Raw genomic sequence first — 18,717 nt, 5'->3', positions numbered from 1 at the left:
ACCGAGGAGCCGCGGCGTACTGGATTCCCCGCCTTCGCGGGGAATGACGGCTGTGGTCGGGGTTGGGCGCATGCGCGAAATCGAACGCACTTACTTCGAGGGCGCCGGATTGAAATCGACCTTCGGTGCGGTCGAGATTTCCTTCTCGTTTGCGACCGAGAAGTTCGGCTTCTCCTTGTAGCTGAACATCATCGCAGTGAGGTTGTTCGGGAATGAGCGGATGGTGACGTTATAATCCTGCACCGCCTTGATGTAGCGATTGCGCGCCACCGTGATGCGGTTCTCGGTGCCTTCGAGCTGCGACATCAAATCCTTGAACAGCGCATCCGACTTGAGCTGCGGGTAGTTTTCGGTGACCACGAGCAGTCGCGACAGCGCGCCGGAGAGCTCGCCCTGGGCGGCCTGAAATTTCTGGAATGCGGCGGGATCGTTCAGTACCTCGGGCGTCGCCTGGATGCTGCCGACCTTGGCGCGGGCATTGGTGACGCCGAGCAGCACGTCCTTCTCCTGCTGCGCAAAACCCTTCACCGAGTTGACGAGGTTGGGCACCAGATCGGCGCGGCGCTGATACTGGTTCACGACTTCGGACCAGTTGGCCTTGATCTGCTCGTCCTCGCTCTGGATGGCGTTGTAGCCGCAATTGGTGAGGCTCAGCGAGGCCAGCGCCGCCAGCACGGTCAGGATCTTGCGCATCAAATTTCTCCCGGTGGAATCGGGCGCAAACTACCAGATTGCGTGCGCGAGATGCCAGACATCTTGCATCCAGGCTGAGGCTTGCGAAAAGCAGCCGATTTACGCAAGCCTCTTGCTTAATCCCGGCTGTAATAGTCAACTCAAGAGAACAATAATACCAAGACGGAAACGCCGGGGGGAACGCGATGACCTCGTTCGAGACCATCCTCGTGGAGAGGCCGGAGCCGGCGATCTCGAGGATCGTGATGAACCGGCCCGACGCGCGCAACGCGCAGAACCTGCAAATGACCTACGATCTGAACGCCGCGTTCGATGAGGCGGTGCAGGACGATGCGGTCAAGGTGATCATTCTCGCCGGCAACGGTCCGCACTTCTCCTCAGGGCATGATCTGCGCCCCGGCGGCAAGAATGTTGCGGGTGTCGATTTTCCGCCGATTGGAAATTGGGGCGGCTTCGCTGAACGAAACGCCCATGGCCGCTTCGCGCGCGAGCAGGAGATCTATCTCCAGATCACGCGGCGCTGGCGCAATCTCGCCAAGCCGACAATTGCGGAGGTGCACGGCAAGTGCATCGCCGGCGGCCTGATGCTGGCCTGGGCCTGCGATCTCATCGTCGCCAGTGACGATGCGCAGTTCTGCGATCCCGTGGTCACCATGGGCGTCTGCGGCGTCGAATGGTTCGTGCATCCCTGGGAGCTCGGCCCGCGCAAGGCCAAGGAGTTTCTGTTCACCGCCGATAGCTGGAGTGCACAGGAGGCGCATCAACTCGGGATGGTCAACCGGGTCGTGCCGCGCGCAGAGCTTTCATCCGCCGTCCTGTCGCTGGCGCGCAAAATCGCATCAAAACCGTCCTTTGCGCTGAAGCTGACCAAGGAAGCCGTGAACCGCTCGGTCGATGTGATGGGCCAGCCGGCGGCGATCGACCAGGCCTTTGCGCTGCATCAGCTCTGCCACGCGCATAATCTTCAGGAATTCGGCATGGTGGTCGATCCATCCGGCCTGCATCCCTCCGTGCGCAAGCCGCCGGCAGCCGCGGAGTAGACAGGATGGATCTCAATCTCAGTGACGAGCAACGTCTGCTGCGCGAGAGCGCGGAGCGCTTCGTGGCCGGAAGCTATGATGCCGATCACCGCCGCAAGATGGCGAACGATCCGCTCGGCTTCAGCCCCGCGGTGTGGAAGCAATTCGCCGAGCTGGGCTGGCTGGCGTTGCCGATCGCGGAAGAGTTTGGCGGGCTCGGCGGCGGCGCGGTCGAGATCGGCATTTTGACGGAAGCCTTTGGCCGCGGGCTGGTGTCGGAGCCGTATATCGCAACGGTGGTGCTTGGCGCAGCACTGGTCGAGCGATGCGGCGGCACGGTGCAGAAGCAGGCAATCCTGCCGAAGGTCGCCGACGGATCGCTGAAACTCGCCTTTGCGCATTCGGAGCGCGCGGCGCGGTTCGATCTCGCCAAGGTCGCGACCATTGCCAACAAGACGGCGCAAGGCTGGCGACTCTCCGGCAGCAAGGTTGCGGTGCTCGACGGCCACGCCGCCGGCGAGATCATCGTCTCCGCGCATATCCATGATCATCAGGGCCCCTCCGGCCGCATCGGCCTGTTCCTGGTGCCGGCAAAGACGCCGAGCGTTGCCGTCAGCGACTATGAGCGCCTGGGCGGCGGGCGCGCCTGCAATATCGAACTGTCGGACGTGCAACTGCCGCAAGCCGCCTTACTCGGTGACGGACACGACGCGCTCCCCGCAATCGAATGGGCCGTCGATCGCGCCATGGCCGCGCTCGACGCCGAGGCCGTAGGCATCATGCAGGTGCTCCTGGAGACCACGCTGGAGTACACAAAAATCCGCAAGCAGTTCGGCCGGCCCCTTTCGGCCAACCAGGTGATCCGCCACCGCCTCGCCGACATGGCGGTGCAGGTCGACGAGTCGCGCTCGATGGCGCTGCGCGCCGCGCTGAAGGTCGATGCCAACCCAGTCGAGCGCGCGCGGGCCGCGTCGGGCGCGAAGGCGAAGATCGGCAGATGTGCGCGCTTTATCGGCGAGCAGTCGATCCAGCTCCACGGCGGCATGGGTGTCACCGAGGAGCTCGAGGTCGGCGCCTATTTCAAGCGGCTGGTCGCCTTCGACACTCTGTTCGGCGGCAGCGCTCACCATTATGGCCGCCACGCCCAGCTCGGCCGCAACGTCGTGCCTGCCTGACACAAGGAGCGCATCATGGACCTGTCGTTCAACACTGAGGAGCGCGCCTTCCAGGACGAGGTGCGCGGCTTCATTGCGAAAAACCTCACCGAGGAGATGAAACGCGCGACGGCGCTGACACCGTCGGTGTTCTCCGACCCCGATATCGGCATGGCCTGGCAGCGCACGCTGCACAAGCAAGGCTGGGGCGCGCCGGGCTGGCCGGTCGAGCATGGCGGGCCGGACTGGACGCCGGCGCAGCGCTGGATCTTCGAGACCGAAAGCGCGCGCGCCGGCGTGCCGAACGTCAACGTGATGGGCGTGAAGATGGTCGGGCCCGTCATCATCGGTTTCGGCAGCCCTGAACAGAAGAACTTCTACCTACCGCGCATTCTCTCCGGCGAGGACTATTGGTGCCAGGGCTATTCCGAGCCGGGCTCCGGTTCCGACCTCTCCTCGCTGAAGACGCGCGCGGTGCGGGACGGCGACGACTACATCATCAACGGCACAAAAATCTGGACCACGCATGCCCATCACGCCAACCGCATGTTCGCGCTGGTGCGCACCAGCGACGGCCCGCGGCAGCAGGACGGCATCAGTTTTGTCCTGATCGACATGAATACGCCGGGCATCACGACGCGCCCCATCCTCACCATCGGCGGCGACCACGAAGTCAACCAGGTGTTCTTCGACGACGTGCGCGTTCCCGTGGCCAACCGCGTCGGCGAGGAAGGCAAGGGCTGGACCTACGGCAAGTACCTGCTCGAATTCGAGCGCGGCTCCGGCATCGCGTCGGCGAAGCTGCGCGAAGGGCTGAAGGCGATTGCGGAGCTTGCCGAGTCGGATTTGACGGGACGCGCGATCGACAGTCCCGACATCGCGACGCGCATCTCGGAGGTCGAGGTCGACATCGACGCGCTGGAGATGACGGAGTTGCGTGTGCTGTCGGCGCTGCAGACCGGGCAGAATCCCGGCGCTGTGTCGTCGATCCTCAAGCTGCGCAACAGCGAGATCCGCCAGGCGGTGACCCGGCTGGGGGCCGATGTGATCGGCCACGACGCGCTCGCGGTCGAGCCGATGCGCCCGCTCTACAGGCTCAACCACGAGCCGGCGATGCCGGAGGAGATGCTGACGGTGGTGCCGGAATATCTCAACGGCCGCGCCTACACGATCTTCGGCGGCACCTCGGAGATCCAGCGCGATATTATTGCGAAGATGATGCTGGGGATTTAGCGCGCGCCCCTCTCACCCGTCATTGCGAGGAGCCGTTGCGACGAAGCAATCCAGGCTGCCTCCGCGGAGGGATTCTGGATTGCTTCGCTGCGCTCGCAATGACGGTATTAACCCGCCACCTTTCGCATCCCTGATCGCCTTCCAGATCTTCTGCGGCGTCAGGGGCGTGTTGAGCTGGGTGATGCCGAGCTCGGCGAGCGCATCCATCACGCCGTTGGTGACGCAAGGGGGGCCGCCGATGGCGCCGGATTCGCCGCAGCCCTTGGCGCCGAGCGGATTGGTGCGGCAGGGCGCGGAATCGTCGAGCGTCACCACGATCGGCGGGACGTCGTCGGCGCGCGGGATGCAATAGTCCTGGTAGCTCGCGGTGAGAAGCTGGCCGTCGGAATCATAGGACACGCCCTCGTACAGTGCCTGGCCGATTCCCTGCGCGACACCGCCATGGATCTGCCCCGTCACCAGCATCGGGTTCACAGCGACGCCGACGTCGTCAACCGTAGTGTAGCGCACGACCTTGGAGACGCCGGTCTCCGGGTCGATCTCGACCTCGCAGATATGCGTGCCGTTCGGCCAGCTCGGACCATCGACCTCGCCTTCGGAATCGACGCTGAGCTTTGCGCCGCTCTCCTTCTCGGCAATATCGAACAGGCTGATGCGGCGGTCGGTGCCGACCACGGTGAGCATGCCGCCCTGGTATTCGATGTCCTCGACCGAGGTCTCCAGCACGTTCGCCGCCTTCTCGCGCGCCTTCTGGATCAAATCGTTGGAGGAGACCGCAACCGCCGTGCCGCCGACGAACAGCGAACGCGAGCCGACGCTGCCAAAGCCTGTTGCCAGATCAGTGTCGCCCTGGACCACGTCGATCTTGTCCATGGCAATGCCGAGCGTGTCGGAGATCATCTGGGTGTAGGTGGTCTGCAACCCCTGCCCCATCGCCATGGTGCCGGAATGCAGGACGACGCGGCCCTGCGCGGTCGCATGCATACTGACCTTCTCGGTATGAGCGCGGCCGCCGGTCCATTCGATATAGGAGGTGAGCCCGCGGCCGTAGAGCAGGCCTTTCTTCCTCGCCGCCTTCTTGCGCGCGGCAAAGCCGTCCCAGTCCGCAAGCTTCACGGCACGGTCGAGCATGTGCGCGAAAGCGCCGGAATCGTAAACCTGTCCCGCCGCATTGGTGTAGGGCAGTTGCGCCGGCTTGATGTAATTGGCCTTGCGGATCGCGCGCGGATCCATGCCGATTTTCCGCGCGGCAGCGTCGAACAGGCGCTCGACGATGAAGACCGCTTCGGGACGGCCGGCGCCGCGATAGGCCCCGACCGGCGCGGTGTGGGTCATCACCGACTTCACCTCGAAATGCACCAGCGGCAAATCGTAGACGCCGGTCTGAACGAACGGCCCCAGCACCAGCGGAATGATGTTGGCCGCGCCCGAGGAATACGCGCCGGTACAGCCGATCGAGCTGACGCGATAGGCCAGCACCTTGCCCTTCTCGTCGAGCGCGAAGGAAGCGGTCGAGGTCAGATCGCGGCCATGAGTGCCACCGACGAATTCGTCCGTGCGGTCGCCGCGCCAGCGGATTTTTTTGTTCAGCTTGGTCGCGGCATAGGCGACGATGCCGTCTTCCGGATAGAGATTGGTCTTCTGGCCAAAGCCACCGCCGATATCGCCGACCAGCACGCGCACGCTGTCCTTGGGACGCTTCAGCACGGCCTCGGCCAGCACGTCGCGGGTCGAGGCGGGCGTCTGCGACTGCACGTGCAAGAGGAGCCGCCCGGTCTTTTTGTCGATCTCGGCGATGGTCGAGCGCGGCTCCATGGCCGACGGCACAAGGCGCTGGCTGACGAGATCGAGCTCGACGGTATGCGCCGCCTTGGCAAAAGCCTCGCCAACCTTGGCGGCATCGCCGTAAGCCATCGCGCCGACGATGTTGTCGGGTGCCTCCGCCCACACCACGGGCGCGCCCGGCTTCACCGCCTCGACGGGATCGACCACCGCCGGCTGCACGTCATATTCGACAACGATCGCTTCGGCCGCGTTCTGGGCGTCAGCACGCGAGGAGGCCACCACGGCGGCCACGGCCTCGCCGGCGTAGCGCACGATTTCGTGCGCCAGCAGGCGGCGTGGCGGCACCGTCATCGGCTTGCCGTCGGGGCGCTTGAAGATGCTCAGCGTCGGGATGACGCCGACGTCGTCCTTGACGAGGTCGGCGCCGGTATAGACCGCGGTCACGCCGGGCATCGCAGTGGCGGCGCCGGTGTCGATCGAGACGATCTTCGCGTGGGCGTGCGGCGAGCGCAGCAGGTACAGCCACAGCGCGCCCTCTTCCGGCTTGTCGTCGATGAACTGCCCCTTCCCGGTGAGAAGCCGCTGATCTTCCAAACGCTTGACGGGCTGCCCCGCTCCGAAACGCAAATTGCCGGGAAGAATGTTCATTCCGTGGGGTCCCTTAATCTCTCAAATGCGGCAGCCTTTTAGCGGATCGAGGTATGCGAGGCCAGCCGCGGTTTTGAGCGGTATATCCACGATTTCGTCATGCCGGGTATGGCGGCTAGCCCAGCTCCCGCAACGCCGCTTCCACGACTTTGCGCGCATCTTCGGTGAGAGCGGCCTGCGGCGGGACGGGATCGCCGACGTCATAGCCCTGGATGGCCAACCCGGCCTTGATGCAGGCGGCGAGATTGAAGCGGGCAAAAGCCTCATTGATGCGCCACAGCCTGCGCTGGAGCGCCATCGCCTCGTCCCAGCGGCCGGCCTTGCAGAGGTCGTAGAGCGCCACGCTCTGGCGCGGGATGATGCAGGCAGGGCCCGCCATCCAGCCGAGCCCGCCGATCAGCATCACCGCGGCCGGGATGTGGGCGGAGGCCGAGAACACCCGCAAGGCATCGCCGCAGCGGTTCATGATCGAGAGCAGCCGGCCGGTATTGGTCGAGGCGTCCTTGATGTAGCCGATGCGCGGATGCTCGGCGAGGCGCGCGATGATATCGAGGGTCAGATCGGAGCGCTGGAATTGCGGATTGGTGTAGATGACGACGGGGATGTCCACGGCATCCGCGATGGCGCGGAAATAGGATTCGATCTGCGCATCGGCGAGCGGGAAATACGCTTCCAGGATCGCCAGAATGCCGTCGGCGCCGAGCTTCTGATACGCTTTCGCCTGCGCCACCGCGTCCGCCGTCGAGGTGGAGGCGACGCCCGCGACGACCGGCACACGTCCCTTCGCCGCCTCGATCGTGGTCCGCACGATCGCCGTGCGCTGCACGGCGTCGAGATAGGCGAACTCGCCGGTCGAGCCCAGCGGCGTCAGGCCGTGCACGCCGACGCCGATCAGATCGTCGCAGAGCCTGCTGAGCACGTTCGTCCGCACCGCGCCATCGGCATCGACAGGCGAGACGAGATAGGGAAAGACGCCGTGAAAGTCGGACATGGCAGGTGTGAATCCCGGAAACTGGCTAACGCCTGACCGGTCTTACCAACGCTCGCGCCGGCGATCAAACCCTGATCAGCCGCGCCCGTGTGCCCCAGGGATCGACGGCCTCCACGCGGTCGGCATAGACCTCGATGCCGTTACCCTCGGGGGTCGTCGAGATAGACCGACTCGCTGACGAGGTGATCGGCGAAGCCCGACATCGGCACCCGATACGAGGCGGCGTGCACCAGCCAGCGCGCGAGGTCCTTGCGTGTCGGCATCAGCAATGCGGTGTGGTAAAGGCCGGCGGCGTTGCGTGGCTCGCTGAAAATCGTGGAGGCGGCGCAATTTCGCGATTGCAACACGTTCGCGTGAGCGGCTCCCAGTCACATATTCGTCGGCCGTGGTCTTACGGACCAGCTTTCCAGATCAGCTTTCCTGGCCATCCGGCCAGTTTCACAATCCGCCGCGACATCCCAGATTAGGGCAGCTTACAGGAGCCTGCCATGACCGACCCCACTCCGCTGTCTTCACTGTCGTCCGCACTCGCGGATGTGGTGGCGCGCACCGCGCCGTCCGTCGTCGCCGTGCGTTCGCATCGCGCCCGCGCCACCGGCTTCGTCTGGAAACCCGGCCTGATCGTCACCGCCGACGAGGCGCTGGCCGACGAGGGCGAAGTCGAGATCGGCCTCCCCGACGGCAGCGCCACGGCCGCCACGATTGCCGGCCGCGACCATACGACGGATATCGCACTGCTGCGCGCCGATACTGCGCTTGCCCCGGTCAAGCTGGCCACAACGGTCCCGCCCCTCGGCGCGCTGTCGGTCGTCATCGCCACCAACCGCGATACGCCGAGCGCCGCGCTGGGGATGGTATCGCTGTCCGGCACGAGCTGGCGCAGCCTGCGCGGCGGCGATATCGACGCGCGGATCGAGCTCGACGTCCGCCTGCGCGCCAGCCAGCAGGGCGGCCTCGCGCTCGATGCATCGGGCGACGCCTTCGGCATGGCCGTGCTCGGCCCGAGGCGTGTGCTGGTGATCCCGACAGCGACGATCGAGCGGGTCGCAGCACAATTAGAGGCGCGCGGCCGCATCGCGCGCGGATATCTCGGCCTCGGGCTCCAGCCGGTCCGGCTCGACGACGGCGTCGGCGCGATGGTGATGAACGTCGACAAGGCCGGACCTTCGGCCGCGGCCGGCATCCGCCAGGGCGACGTCATCGTCGCCGTCAACGACCAGAAACTGTCAGGCGTACGTGCGCTGTCGCGGACACTGGGTCCGGCGAGCGTCGGAGCGGTGGTCGACGTGGCCGCGCGCCGCGGCGGCGAGCCGGTCAGCTTCAAGGTCACGGTCGGCGAGAGGCCCGAGGCGTGAGCGAGGACATCGCGCCCGAGATCGTGCTGTCCCTGGAGATCGACGATCCCGCCCTCGCCGATCGCCTGGCGGCTCTGCTCGGCAATATCGCCGGGGTTCGCCTCGCCGGACCCGGCGAGAAGGCCACGGCGACGATTGTCACCCGCGATGCGCGTATCATGCCCGACGATATCGCGCTGACGCAGCGCGAGCTCGACGTGCTGGCGCTGATGGCGGAAGGTGGCTCCAACAAGATGATCGCGCGTCAGCTCAACATCTCCGTGCACACCGTGAAGTTCCATGTCGGCTCGCTGCTCGACAAGCTCGATGCCACCGGCCGCACCGATGCGGTCGCGCATGCGGCACGGCGCGGCGTGATCGAGCTTTGACACGATCGGGCTTCATTGCGCCGACGTCTTGGGGAAGCTTAGCCGGACCGTGAGGCCCGGCGCATTGTCATGCAGCGCAATCTCGGCGCCATGGAGGCCGGCAACTGCCGCGACCAGACTCAGGCCGAGGCCGTTGCCCGGCGTGTAGCGGCTCTGTTCGAGCCGGTAGAAGCGCTTGAACACATGATCGCGCTCCTCAGTGGGAATACCCGGACCATCGTCGGCGATCGCGATCGTCGCACCGCCGTCGGCGCTGCGGCAGGTGACGCTCACCTGCCCGCCTTTGCAGCCGTGCTTGATCGCGTTGTCGACGAGATTGGCGATGGCGTCGAACAGCAGGTCGCGATCGCCCGTGATCGCCACCTCGCGGTCGCCATCCAGGCTGAGCCGGGTCGCAACCTGTTCGGCGGCGGCATCGTAGAGCTCGACGACCTCGCCGGCGATCCCGGCGAGATTGAGGGTGCGAAACGCGCGACGGCGGGCGCGGGTCTCGATCTCCGAAATGCGGGTGATGGAGGCGAACATGCCGAGCACTGCGTCGAGATCGGCGATGGTGTCACCGATCAGCGCCGCGTCGGCCTCGCCGTTGCGAGGGGCGTGATAGGCCTTTTCCAGCCGGCCCCGCATGCGCGTCAGCGGCGTGCGCAAATCATGGGCGACGTTGTCGCTGACCTGCTTGACCTCGCCCATCAGCGTCTCGATGCGGTCGAGCATCTGGTTGAGGTTTTCGGCGACGCGGTCCCACTCGTCGTGACTGCCGCGCAAGGGAATGCGCTGATCGAGGCCGGACATCATGATGGCGCGGCTGGTGGCGTTGATCTCCTCGATTCGCCCGACCGTGCGCCGTGTCACCAGCACCGCGGCGAGCCCGGCGAGCACCAGCATCAGCACGGCGACAGCGGCCATTGCGAGCTCGATCATCGCGGTGAAGCCGCTGTGATCGCCGGCATCGCCGACACGGCTCTGCACATAGGCGATCGTGCCGAAATAGACATAGGCCATGATCGCCGCGACGATCAGCCCGAATGCCGCGATCGCGATCAGTGCCAAGCGGAAGGTCGAGGAGCGGAGCGTTTTAACCAGGAGCACGGAGACAATATCCGATGCCGCGAATGGTGTGGATCAGCGGATAGGCCTGGGCATCGTCGACCTTGCGGCGAACGCGGCCGACATAGACGTCAATGATGTTGGTGGAGGGATCGAAGTGCAGATCCCAGACATGCTGGAGCAGCATCGCGCGGGAAACGACTCGGCCCGCGTTGCGGACGAGATATTCGAGCAACTGAAACTCGCGCGGCAATAGCGGAATCTTCCGGCCGCGGCGGCTGGCGTTGCGCGCGATCAGGTCGATGGCGAGATCGCCGACCCGCAAAATCGTCTCCTTGGCGACCGTGTCGCTGCGGCGGCCGAGTGCCTCCAGCCGGGCCAGAAGCTCGACGAAAGAGAACGGCTTGACGAGATAGTCGTCGCCGCCGGCGCGCAAGCCCCGCACGCGGTCGTCGACCTCGCCGAGCGCGGAGATGATCAGGATCGGCGCGGCGATGCCGTCGTCGCGCAATTGGCGCATCACGGTGATGCCGTCGATGTCGGGCAGCATGCGGTCGATGGTGATCACGGCATAGTCGCGCGCGGCGCCGTGGCTGAGGGCTTCGCGCCCCGTGGCGGCGAGATCGACGTCGTAGCCAGAAATCGTCAGCTCCTCGACGAGCTGGCCTGCGGTTTCCGCATCGTCCTCGACGACCAGAATGCGGCGGTGACCTCCGGTCATGACAAACTCCGCGCGACGATCGCCATCAGACTATCCCGTTCCGGGGCTGAGCGGAACCGCCCGATGACGATCGCGACAATGGTGCGGTACGGCGATGCTAGTACCAAGAGTCCCCGCACACATTGACCCATTGCCGCCCATAGGGCGTCCAGTTCCTGCGCCAGCAACCGTCGTCATAATAATTGGCGTAGTAGAAGGGGGCGCCAACGAAGGCGAACCGGTGGAAGCGATGGTGGCGGAAGAAAAACGCGTGGCGGCCGATGAAGGGCCTGCCGTGCCAGCCGGCGCCGGCGAAACGCGGCCCGAAGGCGGCGCGGGTCGCTAGTGGCGCACCGGCAAAGCGCGGCCCAAAGGCAGCGTGGGCCGCCATCGGCGAGCCAGCAAAGCGGGCGCCACCGAAGTGAGCACCGCCCATGCCGCCGAAGTGCATGCCACCGCCGCCCATGCCGCCGGCGTGCATCCCCCCGCCGCCAAAATGCCCGCCGCCAAAACCGCCACCGCCAAAACCACCACCGCCATGTCCGCCACCACCGCCGCCCCCGCGGGCGAGAACGGGCGAGGCGACCGCCAGCGTCGCAGCAACTGCCGCTGCGACGATGCCTGTGAGAAGCCTGTTGTTCATCTAAGTATCCTCCTTGTCGCGGCGATGGTCTCGCCACTCCGGAGGCTCAGATGAGGAAAAGCCGCCCTCATCTTCAACTTACAAATGCGCCAGATTCTGACGCGGGAGTTAGGAAGGCGGACCCGCGCTCTCTCCTTGTCATTGCGAGGAGCCCTCGCGACGAAGCAATCCAGAGTGCCTCCACGCAGGCAGACTGGATTGCTTCGCTTCGCTCGCAATGACGACACGGATGGAGCTCGCCATACGTCGAGCGGCTCACTTCTCCCGCAGAAGGACGGGGAGAGAAGTTAAGACGTCACGCCCGCTTGCCGCCGTTCTTCTCGGCGGCACGGCGTAGCGCTTCGGCGAGGGCGCCGCCGCCGGAAGATTCCTGTTGGCGCGGTGCGGACGAGGTCATGCGGGAGGGGTTGCGCGAGCTGTTGTCGCGCTGCATGCCGGGCGCCTCCTTGGCGCCGACCTCGTCGTCGAGACGCAAGGTCAGCGAGATGCGCTTGCGCGCGACCTCGAAGTCCAGCACCTTCACCTTGACGATGTCGCCGGGCTTCACCACCTCGCGCGGATCCTTGATGTAGGTCTTGGACATCGCCGAGATGTGCACGAGGCCGTCCTGGTGCACGCCGATGTCGACGAATGCGCCGAACGCGGCGACGTTGGTCACGGTGCCCTCGAGGATCATGCCCTTCTTGAGGTGCTTGATTTCCTCGACGCCGTCCATGAACACCGCGGCCTTGAACGCCGGACGCGGATCGCGGCCGGGCTTTTCGAGTTCGCGCAGGATGTCGGTCACGGTGGGCAGACCAAACGTCTCGTCGACGAAATCCTTCGGCTTCAGCGTGCGCACGATCTCGCTGCTGCCGATCAACGCCTTGATGTCGCTCTTGGTGGCGCTGAGAATCCGGCGCACCACCGGATACGCTTCCGGATGCACGCCAGAGGCATCGAGCGGATCCTCGCCGCCGACGATGCGCAGGAAGCCCGCGCACTGCTCGAACGCCTTGGGGCCGAGCCGCGGCACGTCCTTCAGCGCCTTGCGCGACTTGAACGGGCCGTTGGCGTCACGGTACGCCACGATGCTCGAAGCGAGACCGGAGCCCACGCCCGACACGCGGGCAAGAAGCGGCGCCGAGGCGGTATTGACGTCGACACCGACCGCGTTCACGCAGTCTTCGACCACTGCATCGAGCGATTTGGCGAGCTTGGCCTGGCCGAGATCGTGCTGATACTGGCCGACACCGATCGCCTTGGGCTCGATCTTGACGAGTTCGGCGAGCGGATCCTGAAGGCGGCGGCCGATCGAGACCGCGCCGCGCAGGGTGACGTCGAGATCCGGCAATTCCTCCGACGCGAAAGCCGACGCCGAATAGACCGAGGCGCCGGCTTCCGACACCACGATCTTGGTCATCTTCAGTTCGGCGAGGCCCTTGACGAGATCGCCCGCGAGCTTGTCGGTCTCGCGCGAGGCGGTGCCGTTGCCGATCGCGATCAGCTCGACGCGATGTTTCAGCGCGAGCTTGCCGAGGATCGCCAGCGCCTCGTTCCACTGCCGCTGCGGCTCGTGCGGATAGATCACAGCGGTATCGACCACCTTGCCGGTCGCGTCGGTGACGGCGACCTTGACGCCGGTGCGGAAGCCGGGATCGAGCCCCATGGTGACGCGGGTGCCGGCGGGCGCGGCCTGCAATAGATCGCGCAAATTGGAGGCGAACACGCGCACGGCCTCGGTCTCGGCCGCATTCCACAGCCGCATGCGCAGGTCGATGTTGAGATGCACCTGGATCTTGGTGCGCCAGGCCCAGCGCACGGTGTCGATCATCCAGCGGTCGCCGACGCGCTTGAGGTCGGCGATGCCGAACCGCTTCATGATCTTCAGCTCATAGGCACTCGGCACGCCCGGCGGCGATGCTTCGGCCTCGGCCTGAATCTGAAGATCGAGGATCTCTTCCTTTTCGCCGCGGAACATCGCGAGAATGCGGTGCGAGGGCAGCTTGGTCAGCGGCTCGGAGAACTCAAAATAGTCGGCGAACTTTTCGCCCTCGGTTTTCTTGCCGTCACGCACCTTGGAGGCCATGCGCGCATTGGTCCACACCTCCTCGCGCAGGCTCCCGATCAGGTCGGCGTCTTCGTCGAAACGCTCGACCAGGATGGCCCGGGCGCCGTCGAGCGCCGCAGCGGCGTCGGCAACGCCCTTCTCGGCATTGACGAAGGTTTCCGCCACCACCTTCGGATCGTTGGTGGGCTCTGCCATGAGCTGATTGGCGAGCGGCTCGAGGCCGGCTTCCCTGGCGATCTCCGCCTTGGTGCGGCGCTTCGGCTTGAACGGTAGATAGATGTCTTCGAGGCGCGCCTTGCTGTCGGCGGCGAGAATGGAGGCTTCGAGCGCGGCATCGAGCTTGCCCTGCTCGCGGACCGATTCGAGGATGGCCTTGCGGCGGTCTTCGAGCTCGCGCAGGTAACCCAGGCGCTCCTCCAGAGTGCGCAATTGCGCGTCGTCGAGCGCGCCGGTCGCTTCCTTGCGGTATCGGGCGATGAAGGGAACCGTGGCGCCGCCGTCGAGCAGCGTCACCGTCGCCTCGACCTGCTCCGCCCGAACCCCAAGCTCCTGCGCAATTTTCTGGTTGATGTTTGCCACGCGAGAACCCCTCTATCCAAGCACGCAATGCGGCGGCGAACCACCGGCTGCGGGACGCCGCTTATGGACCAACCGGGGCTGATTCATCAAGGTGCGGCGAGCGGCCGTCGACAAGGGATTTTTTGTCGACGCGATGCGATCTCGCCACAATCGTGGGGGTGTCGAAGACGACGCACATATTCCGCCGTTTTCCTGGCGTTCAGGACGACGTCGGAGGATAGCCTCGACACCTTGACAGGCGCCCCGGTTCAACGGCTGTTTCACGAGCCGGACCATCGAACTCCCATGAGGACGAGCAATGCGGACGACATCGGTCGGCGTCATCAGGATCGCCACCAAGGGCCCCGGCGACGTCTCCGGCCTCCTGGACATGATCGCCTCCGGCGCGATCGATCCGACATCCATCCTGGCCATCCTCGGCAAGACCGAGGGCAATGGCGGCGTCAACGATTTTACCCGGGAATATGCCGTTGCCGCGCTGTGCGCGGCGCTGGCGCCGCAGCTCGGCCTGTCGCCGCGGGAAGTCGAGCAGCGCATCGCTTTCGTGATGTCCGGCGGCACCGAGGGCGTGCTCAGCCCACACATCACCGTGTTCACGCGCCAGGACGTCCCGCAGCGACCGGCAGGCTTGTCCGGCAAACGCCTGAGCATCGGCATGGCGCACACCCGGGATTTCCTGCCCGAAGAGCTCGGCCGCTCCGCGCAGATCACGGAGACGGCCAAGGCCGTGAAAGCCGCGATGGAGGATGCCGGCATTGCTGACCCCACCGACATCCATTTCGTGCAGATCAAGTGCCCGCTGCTCACCAGCGATCGCGTCGAGGCGGCGAACGCGCGCGGCAATAAGACGGTGACGACCAGCGCTTACAGCTCGATGGCCTATTCGCGCGGCGCCTCCGCGCTCGGGGTTGCGGTCGCGCTCGGCGAGATCGCCTCCGACATTCGCGACGACGACGTGCTGCAACGTTACGATCTGTTCTCGAGGGTCGCCTCGACTTCGTCCGGGATCGAGCTGATGCACAACGTCGTCATCGTGTTCGGCAACGCGATGTCATCGACGAGCGAATTCGAGATCGGGCATGCCTTGATGAGCGATGCCATCGACGCCGCCGCCGTGCTTGCCGCGCTGGGGAGCGTCGGGCTGGACGTCGCGACGACGGGCCGCGAGCTCGTCAACATCTTTGCCAAGGCCGAGGCTTCGCCTGATGGCAGCGTGCGCGGCTTCCGCCACACCATGCTGGAAGATACCGACATCAGCTCGACGCGCCACGCCCGTGCCGCCGTTGGCGGCCTGATTGCCGGCCTCGCCGGCACCGGCGCGGTCTATGTCTCCGGCGGCGCCGAGCATCAGGGGCCGGCCGGCGGCGGGCCGGTCGCGGTGATCGCAAAGCTCTCGAATTGATGTATCCGCATGCAATGCGGGTTTGCAGCCGACCTCTCCATCCGGCGCAACCCTGCCCTTCGCGTCGCCTCAGTTGTTTAAAGTGCTCCTGTGCGAAACTAAGATGGCGCCGCACGAAGAGGTTTGGATCGCATGACTTTCCCGATGAGCTGGAATGAATGGGCGCAGCACGACGGCGTGGGACTGGCGACGCGCGTCCGCAAGGGCGAGCTGACGGCGAAGGAATTGGCCCGCCAAGCCGCTGCGGGCGTCGCCAAGGTCAATCCGGCACTGTCGGGCGTGGTCGAGCTGTTCGAGGACGTGATCGCCGATCCGGCCAAGGACGGCGCCAATCTCGCCGGGCCGTTCGCCGGCCTGCCCTTCCTGATGAAGGACCTCGGCCCGACCATGAAGGGCCGGCTCCAGGAAATGGGCTCGCTGTTGATGCGCGGCAATCGCGCCGCGGCCGATACGTTCCTGACCGGCAAATTCCGCCAGGCCGGGCTGAACCTGATCGGACGCACCACGACGCCGGAATTCGGCGTATGCAGCTCGGCCGACAATCCGGCCGTCTACGTCACGCGCAATCCCTGGGATACCGATTACACCACTTGCGGCTCGTCCGCGGGGAGCGCCGCGATGGTCGCGGCCGGCGTGGTGCCGATCGCACATGCAACCGATGGCGGCGGTTCGATCCGCATTCCCGCCGGGGTCAACGGCAATATCGGTCTTAAGGTCTCGCGCGGCGTGTTCTCGCTCGCCCCGCACATGTCGGACCTCACCGGGCTGGTCTCGATCCAGGGCTGCCAGTCGCGTAGCGTGCGCGACACCGCCGCCTTCGTCGATCATGCAAGGGGAGCGGCGCCGGGTGAATTCATGCCGTTCTGGACCACGGCACAGCCCTATTCCGAGATGATCAAGCGCGATCCGTCAAAACTTCGCATCGCGCTGTCGCACACCTGGGGCGATTACACCGCGACGCCTGAGATCGCCGCCGAGCTTGAGAAAGCTGGCCGCTTCCTCGAAGGCCTCGGCCATCACGTCGATTACGCCCTACCCGAGCTCGACTTCCGCGCCGCGTTCGAAGCGCAGACCACCTGCTACATCTCGAATTTTGCCGTGGTGATCTCCAACATGCTCGCCGCACGCGGGCTGGAAAAGCCGCCGGTAGATCTCATCGAGCCCATGAATATCCGGATCTGGGAAGCCGGCCGGAACACGAGCTTTGCCGAGCGTGCGAAGATGCAAGGCGTGTTCAACACGACTTCACGCGCCTTCGGCGCCTTCTTCGAGCAGTGGGACGTGATTCTGACGCCGATCACCGCGCTGCCGACGCCGAAGGTCGGCACCAGGGAATATCTCACCATCTCCGACAATCCTGACGTGTTCGACTGGTTCGGCAATCTCTGGCGCTTCTTCGCCTTCACGCCGCTCGCCAATCTCTGCGGCATGCCGGCGATATCGATGCCGATGGCCACGCAGGAACACGGCCTGCCACTCGGCATCCAGGCGATTGCGAAGCAGGCCAATGACGGCCTCCTCCTGCAACTCGCCGCCCAGATCGAGCGCGCGCTCGACGGCAAGTGGAACGAAGGCAGGAAGCCGCAGGTGCATGTGGGCTGATGAGGGTCGGCGATCGCGTTGAGATGCGACCATCTCTGCTCTACTTCGCGCCCTGGCCAACACCTCGCGCGATCGCTTTATCGGCCCGCCCGCGCGAGACGCCATGCTCCGCGAGCAGACGTGCCGCGGGGCTTCGCATTTCGGCGAACAGGGCGACGAGCGCGTTGGCGCCGGTCACCGCGGCGTAACCCACCTCCTGGGCGTGGAGTGCGGCACGTTGATCGACGCGCTTGAACGCGGGCGTGGGCTCGGCGCTCCCGACCTCGATCACGGTGTGCTTGAGCTCGTTGTCGAGATATTGCGTAAGGCGCTGCCTCAGGCTGCCGAGATCAGCGTCGCAGGCCTGCATCACGGCAGATGCTTCCGTGTCTTCGATCAAGGCAAGCGAAAGATGCTCGAGGGTCGCGTATTGATGGTGACGCCGATCAGCGTGATCGAGCGCCCGACGCTTCGTGGCCGCGTAATTTGCCAACACCGGGCGTGCAGGCATGTCGAGCAACGTTTCAATCGCCTCGAGCCGTTTCACGGGATCGAGCGTCGCCAGAAGCTCATACTTGTCTCTGACGGGCAATTTCATACGCGCGGCGACGGTGTCAGCGATCCGTCCGGGATCACGGGCTTGATCGAAGAACAGCCAGATGTCCGGCACGAGAATTCCGTGAGCCGCCGTGTAATCCTCAAAGCGCTGATAGATCCTTCGTATCAGATCGCGGGCATCGCGGGTCGCTCCCTCGCTGACGTCAGCGACCTCGGCCTGATACGTAGCCATTTCCGCGGCAAAGCTGCGCAGCGCAACCCGCCGAAGCCCGCGCGTCAACACCCTGAGCGTGCCATCGCCGAGCGTTTCGAGTTCGAGCAGCTGGGCCAGGATGCCGATCTCGTAGACATCGGAAAATCCGGGATCATCGACGGCCGCCTCCCGCTGGATCGCCACCACGACCTCCCGCCCGCCGTCGAACGCCTGGTTCAGGGCCTGGACGGTCCTCTCGCGTCCCACGAACAGCGGGTAGGTCGCGTTCGGAAATGGAACGAGATCGCGCAAGGGAATGGCTGGATAGAACGCCGTTGTCGTTTTGATCCGTGGAGGCGGTGCAGTCGTGTCGCGGCGCTCGGCGTGGAGCAGCGCCGACAACGTGTTCCAGTCGGCAACGCCGAGCATCCTCGACACCAGTTCGAGGCTCTCGCTGTGACTGATGGTGACGGCCTTGGTGATCAGGGATTCGCGCAGGGTCTGCGCCATAACCTTGGCATCGCGAAAATCGCGCATCGGTTCGTCCTCTGCATGAGCGATCCAGGTGTGTCAGGTGGTTGCGTTGCTGACCCGGTCGCTCGGGCAAAGGGAGGCCGATCAGGGCTCGATACGTTCACCATTCCACGGAGGGGGCAACCGGCAGGTCGTATCAACCTGCGTGAAAGGTGACGCAAACAGTGCGTCAAGTCAATTGCCG

14 protein-coding genes and 2 pseudogenes are annotated in these 18,717 nt (G+C 65.3%); 7 read left to right on the top strand and 9 right to left on the bottom strand.

Annotated features, from left to right (window positions below):
• Positions 1-90: 90 nt before the first annotated feature.
• Positions 91-693 carry a LemA family protein gene (locus IVB27_RS03970; protein WP_247441568.1) on the bottom strand — a complete coding sequence of 201 codons (603 nt, stop codon included), beginning with the start codon at positions 691-693 and terminating at the stop codon, positions 91-93.
• 185 nt (positions 694-878) lie between these two features.
• Here IVB27_RS03970 and IVB27_RS03965 point away from each other — a divergent pair, with 185 nt between their 5' ends.
• The 3 genes from IVB27_RS03965 to IVB27_RS03955 are packed head-to-tail and all read left to right on the top strand — an operon-like array spanning position 879 to position 4,099.
• On the top strand, positions 879-1,733 hold the full coding sequence (locus tag IVB27_RS03965) for an enoyl-CoA hydratase (RefSeq protein ID WP_247441566.1): 855 nt from the start codon (positions 879-881) through the stop codon (positions 1,731-1,733).
• A 5-nt stretch (positions 1,734-1,738) separates the two neighbouring features.
• On the top strand, positions 1,739-2,887 hold the full coding sequence (locus IVB27_RS03960; RefSeq protein ID WP_247441563.1) for an acyl-CoA dehydrogenase family protein: 1,149 nt from the start codon (positions 1,739-1,741) through the stop codon (positions 2,885-2,887).
• A 15-nt stretch (positions 2,888-2,902) separates the two neighbouring features.
• The gene (locus IVB27_RS03955) at positions 2,903-4,099 is read left to right on the top strand and encodes an acyl-CoA dehydrogenase family protein (RefSeq protein ID WP_247441561.1); all 1,197 of its coding nucleotides are present in this window, start codon (positions 2,903-2,905) and stop codon (positions 4,097-4,099) included.
• 114 nt (positions 4,100-4,213) lie between these two features.
• Here IVB27_RS03955 and IVB27_RS03950 read toward each other — a convergent pair.
• The 3 genes and pseudogenes from IVB27_RS03950 to IVB27_RS03940 form a co-directional block, all read right to left on the bottom strand.
• Positions 4,214-6,532, bottom strand: a pseudogene (locus IVB27_RS03950) (xanthine dehydrogenase family protein molybdopterin-binding subunit); the annotation flags it as partial.
• Between the two features lie 115 nt (positions 6,533-6,647).
• Positions 6,648-7,523: a dihydrodipicolinate synthase family protein gene (locus IVB27_RS03945; protein WP_247441557.1), complete on the bottom strand. Its 876-nt coding sequence runs from the start codon at positions 7,521-7,523 to the stop codon at positions 6,648-6,650.
• 94 nt (positions 7,524-7,617) lie between these two features.
• Positions 7,618-7,828: pseudogene (locus IVB27_RS03940) on the bottom strand (VOC family protein); the annotation flags it as partial.
• Positions 7,829-8,011: 183 nt separating this feature from the next.
• Here IVB27_RS03940 and IVB27_RS03935 point away from each other — a divergent pair.
• Complete coding sequence (locus tag IVB27_RS03935) at positions 8,012-8,878, top strand: S1C family serine protease (protein ID WP_247339408.1); 867 nt, start codon at positions 8,012-8,014, stop codon at positions 8,876-8,878.
• A complete protein-coding gene (locus IVB27_RS03930; protein ID WP_247339405.1) occupies positions 8,875-9,246 on the top strand; it encodes a response regulator transcription factor in 372 nt (123 codons plus the stop codon). Before IVB27_RS03935 ends, IVB27_RS03930 begins: the two co-directional genes overlap by 4 nt.
• Before the next feature lie 12 nt (positions 9,247-9,258).
• On the opposite strand, the gene IVB27_RS03925 is transcribed toward IVB27_RS03930, so the two are convergent.
• The 4 genes from IVB27_RS03925 to IVB27_RS03910 all read right to left on the bottom strand — a co-directional run bounded on the left by IVB27_RS03925 (position 9,259) and on the right by IVB27_RS03910 (position 14,265).
• A complete protein-coding gene (locus IVB27_RS03925) occupies positions 9,259-10,335 on the bottom strand; it encodes a sensor histidine kinase (RefSeq protein ID WP_247441555.1) in 1,077 nt (358 codons plus the stop codon).
• A complete protein-coding gene (locus IVB27_RS03920; protein WP_247339401.1) occupies positions 10,322-11,014 on the bottom strand; it encodes a response regulator transcription factor in 693 nt (230 codons plus the stop codon). The genes IVB27_RS03925 and IVB27_RS03920 overlap by 14 nt, the downstream gene beginning before the upstream one ends.
• 97 nt (positions 11,015-11,111) lie before the next feature.
• Positions 11,112-11,636 (bottom strand): hypothetical protein, encoded by a 525-nt coding sequence (locus IVB27_RS03915; RefSeq protein ID WP_247441553.1) that lies wholly within the window; start codon positions 11,634-11,636, stop codon positions 11,112-11,114.
• Between the two features lie 295 nt (positions 11,637-11,931).
• Positions 11,932-14,265: a Tex family protein gene (locus tag IVB27_RS03910; protein WP_247441551.1), complete on the bottom strand. Its 2,334-nt coding sequence runs from the start codon at positions 14,263-14,265 to the stop codon at positions 11,932-11,934.
• Positions 14,266-14,563: 298 nt separating this feature from the next.
• On the opposite strand from IVB27_RS03910, the gene atzD reads away from it, so the two are divergent.
• Together atzD and IVB27_RS03900 are read left to right on the top strand one after the other, a co-directional pair.
• A complete protein-coding gene (atzD, locus tag IVB27_RS03905) occupies positions 14,564-15,667 on the top strand; it encodes a cyanuric acid amidohydrolase (RefSeq protein WP_247441550.1) in 1,104 nt (367 codons plus the stop codon).
• Between the two features lie 132 nt (positions 15,668-15,799).
• On the top strand, positions 15,800-17,269 hold the full coding sequence (locus tag IVB27_RS03900) for an amidase (protein WP_247441547.1): 1,470 nt from the start codon (positions 15,800-15,802) through the stop codon (positions 17,267-17,269).
• Between the two features lie 40 nt (positions 17,270-17,309).
• Here IVB27_RS03900 and IVB27_RS03895 read toward each other — a convergent pair whose 3' ends face one another.
• Positions 17,310-18,536, bottom strand: a complete 1,227-nt coding sequence (locus IVB27_RS03895; RefSeq protein ID WP_247441545.1) for an LON peptidase substrate-binding domain-containing protein — start codon at positions 18,534-18,536, stop codon at positions 17,310-17,312.
• Positions 18,537-18,717: the final 181 nt, after the last annotated feature.

It is taken from the genome of Bradyrhizobium sp. 197 (assembly GCF_023073375.1).
GTDB lineage: Bacteria > Pseudomonadota > Alphaproteobacteria > Rhizobiales > Xanthobacteraceae > Bradyrhizobium.
Note: the sequence above shows the minus strand (reverse complement) of the source record. Positions and strands in the feature narration are given on the sequence as shown.